An 8,596-nucleotide genomic window follows, 5' to 3' on the forward strand; every position below is an offset into this window, starting at 1 on the left:
CGGGGGCGTTTTAGACGGACTGGCGCGGCAGCGATTTGGCCCGGGTGCTGCGCGGGCGTCTACCCTCGGGTTTACGCCTCGCCACCGACGGCCTGCACATCACGACCTGGACCCAGCTCACCGCCAGCGAGCCCACCCGCATCACAGCCCGTGTTTGGCTGGATGACCTCGTACTGCGGCGACACCGAGCAGACGCCGATGCGCCAGACGACGGCAACGACATCGGCACGACACAGCTGCTTCGGCTAGGGGACACGGGTGCGCTGGTCCGCTGGGAGCAGAACCGCCGCGGCTGGCAGCTGCGAGTGCCGGAGCTCAAGCTCTTCGGTAACCTGCTCCGCGCCGAGAAGACCGCCCTGCGGGTCGCCGGCAGCACCGCCGCCGGCGGCACCGGCCAGCGTATCGAGGCGTGGCTTGCGGGCCTGCCGCTCGCGCAGCTGGCGGAGGTGGCGCGTTTTGCGGCGACAAACGACCTCCCCCCGGCACTGCATCAGGTGCTGCACGGCCGGGTCGGCGGCCAGCTGGAGGATCTGCGTCTGCGCCTCGACCACACGGGCGGCCCCGAGACCGCCGTCACACACTGGCTGGCCAACGGACGGGTGACTGGGCTCGCGGTCGGCCCATCCGTGGCAGCATTGGACCCCAACGAGGGTGTCAGTGACACCTCAGCACCCGGCGCGGAACCCACGGGGCCCATACCGTCGTTCAGCGGTGTGGATCTCCGCTTCTCCACCGGACCGGACCGAGGCGCCATCGTCGTCGCAGCCCGGGACGTTCAGCTGGACCCGCGCCCCCATACGATTGAGCCGCTCAAGCTCACGCGACTCGCCGGACGCATGGCCTGGCGGCGCACCGCAAACGGCATCGAGCTATGGAGCCGGGCACTCACCGCCGACACGCCGGACGTCTCGACGCTGAGCCGCGTCGCGCTGCACACGCTGCCGGACGCCCCCCCCTACATCGACCTGCACACCCATATCCGGGGCGGAGACGCTGACGCTGTGCCTCGCTACCTGCCGGCGTCGAAGATGGACGACCGGCTGGAGGACTGGCTCGGCCGGGCCATCGTGGCCGGTCAGCTCACCTCCGGAGACCTGCTGCTGCGCGGACCACTGGGCGACTTTCCCTTTGATGCCGGCAATGGCTGGTTCCGACTGGAGCTCAGGGTGCACGATGGCGTGCTGGACTACCAGCCGTCGCCCCCCGAGCCCTCGGGGCCCGGTATGTCCGCCGCCGCAGGTGAGTCAAGGCTGCGGCAGCATAGCTGGCCGCGGCTCGAGGACATGGACGTAACCCTGCGTTTCGACCGCCGCCGGCTGGACATCGAGCTCGCCGCTGCGCGCATCCTGAGTACCAACGTCACGTCCGGCAGCGCGCGCCTGCCGAACCTCTGGCAGCCTGAGCATATGCATCTCGAGGCGGAGGGCACAGGCCCGCTCACCGACGGCCTTGCGGTGCTCGCCGACACACCGCTTGCGCGCAAGCTGGGGGGCACCCCGTGGGCTTGGGCCGCCGAGGTCAGTGTCCGGCTGAATCTGAAGCTGTACGTACCGCTGCTCCGCGGGCTCGGCTTCGGCTACGCGGGCGCACTCGCGTTCAGCGAGCAGTCCACGTTGACCCTGCGCGACGCCGAGCTGCGCTTGACGGACATTGCCGGCAGCCTGCGCTTCGACGCCAGTGGCGTACACGCGGATGCCATCGCCGCCCGCCTCGGCGAGCAGGCGCTGCGGCTGGACATCGAGACCCACCGCGCCGATACGGCCGCGGGCGCCGGGCGCACAGACATCACCGCCCGCGGCAGCACCGCGATCGAGCACCTCGCCGCTGCATGGCCCAGCCCCTGGTGGGCGCTCGCATCGGGCAAGGCCGACTGGCAACTGCGGGCAAGCCTGAGCAACACCGACGTCACAGACGCCCGCCCGCCGCTTGACCTGACGCTGGAGTCAGATCTTGCTGCTGTCGAGCTCGATCTGCCGCCTCCCTTCGGCAAGCCCGCCGGCACCCGCCGGGAGCTGCGCGCTGACACGCGCTTGGCGCCGGATGCTCCGCTCGCCGTCACCGCACGGCTCGGGGACCTCGGCGTCCGCGCCGAGCTGGCGCAGACAGACGACGCCCTGGTACCCCGCCGCGTTGCGGTGGACCTGAGCCAGCTGCCCGAGACCCTGCCGGCCGATGCCGGTATTGCAGTGCGCGGGCGCCTCGGCGTCGTAGATCTGGGCGTGTGGCTCGACTGGCGGCGCACTCACGCCGCCCTACTCGCACCAGGCGATGTGCTGAGGACGGAGTTGGATCTGCCGCTTCTGCCCATGCGTTTCTCCGCCGAGGCGCTCGAGCTCGGCGCCATGCGCTTCGAAGACGTCCGCGCAGACCTGAACCGCGGCACCGGTGGAGTCTGGCGTATCGGCTTGGAGGCGGCCGGCAACAGCGCGAGCGTGCGCCTACCCGCAGGCGATACGCAGCCCGTGAGGGTCCGACTCGACACCCTCGACGTTGCGCCGCTGCTGGCGGTGCGGCAGAAGCGCACAAGGCCAGTCGGGGCCGGCCCTGATCCGCGTCGACTGCCGCCTCTGTCGCTCCAGATCGAAGCACTGCGGCGCGGCAGCGACGAGCTTGGGCGCCTGCGGCTGGAGCTGGCACGCACAGTGGACGGACTGGCGGCAAGGGACTTGTCTTTGACTGGGCCCTTGGTAACGGCCAACGGCAACGGCCGCTGGACCCGCGATGCCACCGGCTACACCGAAACCGCCATCGACATCGACCTGCGCAGCGAGGACCTCGGCGAGCTGCTGCGTCAGGCGGGCTACTACAGCGCCATGACCGGCGCGCCATCCCGGGCAGATCTGGCGCTCACCTGGCCCGGCGGCCCCGAGCAATTCCAGCTTGAGCGTGCCCGCGGCAGCCTCGCACTCGACATTGCCGCGGGCCGCCTGCTGGAGGTGGAGCCGGGTGTAGGCCGCATGCTCGGCGTACTCAACCTCGGTGCCCTAGAGCGGCGGCTCAGCCTCGACTTCAGCGATGTGCTGGATACGGGCTTCACCTTCGACAGCATCAACGGCAGGCTCACCATCGGCAGCGGTATCGCCCGCATCAGTCAGCTGGACATCCTCTCCTCCACCGCCGACATCCGTGTGCGCGGCAGTACCAACCTGGTGGATCAGACCTTCGACCAAAACGTCCGCGTCACGCCGAAGATCGGCACCGGGGTGGCCATCGCCGGCGCCGTTGCCGGTGGGCCGCTCGTGGGCGCCGCGGTCCTGCTGGCGGACAAGGTCTCAGGCAACGCGGTGAGCGGCCTCGCCAGCTACGAGTACCGGGTCACGGGACCCTGGGCGGAGCCCGATATCCGGCGCGTCAGCGGCAGTAATGGCGTGCGCTCAGTGCCGGATCTACTGCTGCCGGAGGATCGCGCGGACGCCAGCGACGGCACCCCTGCCGCCGCCGGCGGCCGCGGCGGCGCGCAGACCCCGCCCCGAGCCGTAAGCCCGTTTCTGGACGCCGACTGACGCCGGGCCCTGATCCTGCGGCTGCCATTGCGCCCGGCGCCGCGCGCGATTCTCCCTGGTCGATGCTATCTTTGCCGGACATGACCGATTCGTCACACGGCCGTCGCAGGACGGGAGCGCCTATGACGCCGCCGTGCGGAGTGCAGTCCCATGAGCGCAAAACCCCGGGTTGCGGCCCTGCAGATGGCCACCGGCCCCAATGTGAACGCCAACCTGCTGGAGGTGGAGCGACTGATCCGTGATGCGGCGGAAGCCGGCGCGGGGCTCGTGGTGCTGCCGGAGAATTTTGCCTTCATGGGCCGCCAGGACCAGGACACACTCTCCATCCTCGAAGCCGAGGGCGATGGGCCGCTGCAGCGCTTCCTGGCGGAAGCCGCGGCGCGCTTCGGCGTCTGGCTGGTGGGCGGCACAATCCCCCTGCGCTCGGCGACGCCGGACCGGTTGCGCGCAGCCTGCCTCGTCTATAACGACCAGGGCGTGCGCGTGGCCCGCTACGACAAGATGCACTTGTTCGATGTCAACCTGCCGGGGGCCGACGAACGCTACGAAGAATCCGCCACCATCGAGGCCGGCAACGACCCCGTCGTGGTGGACAGCCCATTCGGCCGCCTCGGTATCATCGTCTGCTACGACTTGCGCTTCCCAGAGCTGGTGCGGCATATGGCGGACAGCGGCGTGGAGGTGCTGGCCGTACCCGCGGCCTTCACAGCGCTCACCGGCAAAGCGCACTGGGAGACCCTGGTGCGGGCCCGCGCCATCGAGAACCTGGTCTACGTCGTGGCCGCCGCCCAAGGTGGCTATCACCTGAGCGGACGTGAGACCCACGGCCACAGCATGATCGTCGATCCCTGGGGCGCCATCCTCGCGCAGGTGCCCCGCGGCACCGGCTGCATCTGCTCGCCCGTTGACCGCGGCTTTCAGGACTCGGTGCGGCGGACGTTTCCGGCGCTCGAGCATCGGCGCTTGAAATGTAAGTGACGAGTTTCCAGGAGAGAGGCGCGAGGGGCAGAGCCGAGCCTTCCGAGACCGACAGCTGCAACCGACCGTTGCCGAAAGCCGCGTCGATCCCAACCTGGCTCACCGTGGTGCCGTCGACACGGCGCCTCGCTACTCGAAACTCGCTGCTCGAAGCTCACACATCCATGTCCGACACCCTAGCCATTGCCCGCAGCCAGATACTGGCGCCCGTCGGCCTCGACGACGGCCATCTGGAGCGCCTGGTGGGCGCCCTGCACAGCCCGGCCATCGACGCCGCCGACGTCTACTTCCAGTCCAGCCGCCTGCAATCCTGGGTGCTGGAGGATGGCATCATTCGTGACGGCACCTTCAACATCGAGCAGGGCGCGGGCCTGCGGGCCATCGCCGGCGAGAAGACCGGCTTCGCCTACTCCGACGAGCTCGGCTTCCCAGCACTGACCCAGGCAGCCGAGGCCGCACGCGCCATCGCAGGGGCCGGCAGCGAGGGCAGTGTGCGTACCGGTACCATGCCCGCGGTCGCTCGGCTGTATCAGCCACTGAACCCCATCGAGAGTCTCGACGACAGCGACAAGATCGCGCTGCTGCAGCGCGTGGACGAAGAGGCCCGCCGCGCCGATCCGCGCGTCAAGCAGGTCATCGCAAATCTGGTGGCGGTGCAGGACACCATCCTGGTCATCGCCGACGACGGACGCATGAGTGCCGACGTGCGCCCACTGATCCGATTGAGCGTCAGCGTCGTCGTGGAAGCCGACGGCCGCCGGGAGCAGGCGAGCAGCGGCGGCGGCGCCCGGCGCGACCTGAGCTACTTCCTCGAAGGCGATCGCGCCCTCGGTTTCGCCCGCGAGGCCGTTCGCCAGGCCTTGGTGAGCCTGGAGGCGGGACCCGCCCCGGCCGGCACCATGACCGTCGTGCTCGGGGCCGGCTGGCCTGGGGTGCTGCTGCACGAGGCTGTGGGCCATGGTCTGGAGGGCGACTTCAACCGCAAAGGCACATCCGCCTTCGCCGGCCGAATCGGCGAGAGGGTGGCCGCGCCCGGCGTCACCGTTGTGGACGACGGCACGCTCCCGGAGCGCCGTGGCTCCTTGAGCGTCGACGACGAGGGTACACCCACCAGCTGTACGACGCTGATCGAGGACGGCGTGCTCTCCGGCTACATGCAGGACCGCTTGAACGCCCGCCTGATGGGTATGTCCGCCACCGGCAACGGCCGTCGCGAGTCCTACGCGCACCTGCCCATGCCGCGTATGACCAACACCTACATGCTCGCTGGCGACAAAGACCCCGAAGAGATCATTGCCTCCGTGGACAACGGCCTGTTCGCCGTGAACTTCGGCGGCGGCCAGGTGGACATCACGTCGGGCAAGTTCACGTTCTCGGCCAGTGAGGCCTACCTGATCGAGAACGGCAAGGTGGGCCGGCCGGTGAAGGGCGCAACCCTGGTCGGCAATGGCCCGGATGTGCTGACCCGGGTCAGCATGATCGGTAACGACCTCAGACTCGACGACGGGATCGGCACCTGCGGCAAGGACGGCCAGAGCGTGCCCGTCGGCGTCGGTCAGCCGACGCTCCGAGTTGACGGGCTCACCGTCGGCGGCACCGCTGGCTGACCGCCTCACGGCGGCTGCTTTCCCTCGGCGACAGTACAGGCCGCAACGCCTGTCGCACTGCCCGCACGCGCCATCCCACGCACCGATACCTGACACGGAACGCGGACCCAAGACTTATGCCTACGCTGGCCACGGCCGACACCGCCGGGCGAATCGCCCAGCTCGAACAAATCATCGAAGACCTGCTGCAAGAGGCCAAGCGCCGAGGCGCGTCGGCGGCGGAGGCCATGGTGAGCAACACCGCCGGCCTTGACGTCGCTGTGCGCCTGGGCGAGGTAGAGACCGTGGAGCACACCCGCGATCATGGCCTCGGCATCAGCGTCTACTTCGGCCACCGCAAGGGCTCAGCAAGCACATCCGACCTGAGCCCAGGCGCCGTGCGCGATGCCGTAAAGCAGGCGTGCAGCATCGCTACCCACACCCAGGAGGACCGCTGCGCCGGCCTGGCACCGGCTGACCTCATGGCAACCGCGGTGCCGGACCTGGACCTGAGCCACCCCTGGGACATTTCCGTCGAAGAGGCGGTGCGGCTCGCCATCGCTTGTGAAGACGCGGCCCGCGGCGCCGACCCACGCATCCTCAACTCCGAGGGCGCAAGCTTTAGCACCACCTCGGGCCTATCGGTGTACGGCAACAGCCATGGTTTTGTCGGCGGCTATCCCAGCACCCGGCACGAGCTGAGCTGCGCCGTGGTGGCCAAGGAGGGTGAGTCCATGCAGCGGGATTACTGGTGGACCACCGCACGTGCGCCGGAGGACCTGGAGCCCGCGGTGGCCGTCGGTCGGCGCGCTGCCGAACGCACGGTGGGACGTCTCAACGCCAGGCGGATCGGCACCTGCGAGGTGCCCGTGCTCTTCCACGCCGACGTGGCGACAGGGCTGCTGCGGAGCTTTGCGGGCGCCATCAGCGGCGGCAACCTGTACCGCCACACGAGCTTCCTGCTGGACAAGCTCGGGGAGCCGATCTTCCCGAGCTTCGTGCGCATCTATGAGGAGCCACACCGCCTGCGCGGGCTCGGTAGCGCTCCCTTCGACGGCGACGGCGTCGCCACGGCGCCCAAGGACCTCGTGACCGACGGTGTGCTCCAGACCTGGCTGTTGGATCACTATTCCGCCTGCCGCCTCGGGCTGACCACCACCGGCAACGCCGGCGGCGCACGCAATCTCAGCATCGCGCTCGGCAGCGACAACCGCGAAGCCATGATTCGCCGCCTCGACCGCGGACTGCTGGTGACCTCACTAATGGGGCAGGGCGTGAAGATGATCACGGGCGACTACTCCCGCGGAGCCGCAGGCTTCTGGGTGGAGAACGGCGAGATCCAATACCCGGTGGAGGAGATCACCATCGCCGGTAACCTCACCGATATGTTCAAAGGGCTGGTCGCGGTGGGCAACGATTATGACTTCGCGAGCAGCATCACCACCGGCTCCTGGCTCATCGACCGCATGACGGTGGCGGGAGAATGACCATGCTCGCAGGCACCGAGGCCCTGGAGCGCAGCGTCGCCTTCATCGAGCAGGCGCCGGAATCTGCCAATGCCCTAACCTTGTATGCACTGGCCAACACGCTTGAGTACGAGCGCGCCGGCTGCCTGTTCAAGCTCGTCAAGCTCCGCGACATGGACAAGCAGGCACGCGAGCTCGCCTACGGCCTGATGGAGCTGGTGGTGGAGCAAAGCGTCGGCGACGACGCTTGGAGAGACGCCAAGGCACGCATGGACCGGGCAATTCGCGGTGCCTGAACAGCACCGCCGGCGTTCGGCGTCGGCAGTCCTGCGTGCAGCGTGCCTGCTGCCCGCGCTCTTGGCGGCCATCGTCATCGGTGGCTGCGCCGGGATCGAACGCTACCCCTCGGGCGCCATCACGGTCACCGTCAAGCCCGGCCAAACCGGTCAATGCGCCATCGCCCCCTGCCGCATCCTGCTGGAGATGCCGCCCGGAGACGGCGAATACCGCGTGACCGGCAACCAGATCACGCTCGGCACCTACCCCGCAGGCAAGACCGTGGACCTCGGCAACTACTACGAGCCCCAGGCCATCGAGATCGTCGGCGCCGGCGTGCCGCGGGCGTTTGTGTATCTGCCAATCATGCCCTAAATCTAATGCGACGAGCGCCCGGTCAGCCCCAACCGCGCAGCGGGAACGCCCCTGCAGCCGATGCCCATCGCCTCCGCAGGCGAATTGGGCGGGCAGTTCCTCCAGCGCAATTCAGTATACCGTCCCCCTATTTCGTCCTCGTGTTTCGGCGCGAGCCGAAGCCTCCTGAGAGCGGCCTCTTATCGGCTCGACTCCGCTAAAATGCGGCTTTTGCCGTCACGTCGGAGTTGTTCATGCGCGTTCTTGTCACCGGTGGGGCGGGTTACATCGGCAGCCACACCTGCGTCGAACTGCTCACCGCCGGTCACGACGTTGTCGTGGTCGACAACTTGCGTAACAGCCAGCGGACGGCCCTCGACCCGGGCCAGGAAATCGCGGGGCCCCCCCCCGCATTCGGCCAGGCGGGCCTGCG

7 protein-coding genes are annotated in these 8,596 nt (G+C 68.9%); all 7 read left to right on the plus strand.

Annotated elements, in window-relative coordinates; genetic code table 11:
* Positions 1 to 44 precede the first annotated feature (44 nt).
* A complete protein-coding gene (locus I6U14_RS16395) occupies positions 45 to 3,503 on the plus strand; it encodes an AsmA-like C-terminal region-containing protein (protein WP_296900663.1) in 3,459 nt (1,152 codons plus the stop codon).
* Positions 3,504 to 3,653: 150 nt separating this feature from the next.
* On the plus strand, positions 3,654 to 4,481 hold the full coding sequence (locus I6U14_RS16400) for a carbon-nitrogen hydrolase family protein (protein WP_296900653.1): 828 nt from the start codon (positions 3,654 to 3,656) through the stop codon (positions 4,479 to 4,481).
* Positions 4,482 to 4,645: 164 nt separating this feature from the next.
* Positions 4,646 to 6,088 carry a metalloprotease TldD gene (gene tldD, locus I6U14_RS16405; protein WP_296900655.1) on the plus strand — a complete coding sequence of 481 codons (1,443 nt, stop codon included), beginning with the start codon at positions 4,646 to 4,648 and terminating at the stop codon, positions 6,086 to 6,088.
* 116 nt (positions 6,089 to 6,204) lie between these two features.
* Positions 6,205 to 7,554 carry a metalloprotease PmbA gene (pmbA, locus tag I6U14_RS16410; RefSeq protein WP_296900657.1) on the plus strand — a complete coding sequence of 450 codons (1,350 nt, stop codon included), beginning with the start codon at positions 6,205 to 6,207 and terminating at the stop codon, positions 7,552 to 7,554.
* A 2-nt stretch (positions 7,555 to 7,556) separates the two neighbouring features.
* Complete coding sequence (locus I6U14_RS16415; RefSeq protein ID WP_296900659.1) at positions 7,557 to 7,829, plus strand: hypothetical protein; 273 nt, start codon at positions 7,557 to 7,559, stop codon at positions 7,827 to 7,829.
* Positions 7,822 to 8,184 (plus strand): hypothetical protein, encoded by a 363-nt coding sequence (locus I6U14_RS16420; RefSeq protein ID WP_296900661.1) that lies wholly within the window; start codon positions 7,822 to 7,824, stop codon positions 8,182 to 8,184. Before I6U14_RS16415 ends, I6U14_RS16420 begins: the two co-directional genes overlap by 8 nt.
* 233 nt (positions 8,185 to 8,417) lie before the next feature.
* Positions 8,418 to 8,596, plus strand: a 179-nt coding sequence (locus tag I6U14_RS16425) for an NAD-dependent epimerase/dehydratase family protein (RefSeq protein WP_296900665.1), incomplete at its 3' end; no start/stop codon positions are given.

This window comes from Thiohalocapsa sp. (genome assembly GCF_019695415.1).
In the GTDB taxonomy this organism is placed as follows: domain Bacteria; phylum Pseudomonadota; class Gammaproteobacteria; order Chromatiales; family Chromatiaceae; genus Thiohalocapsa.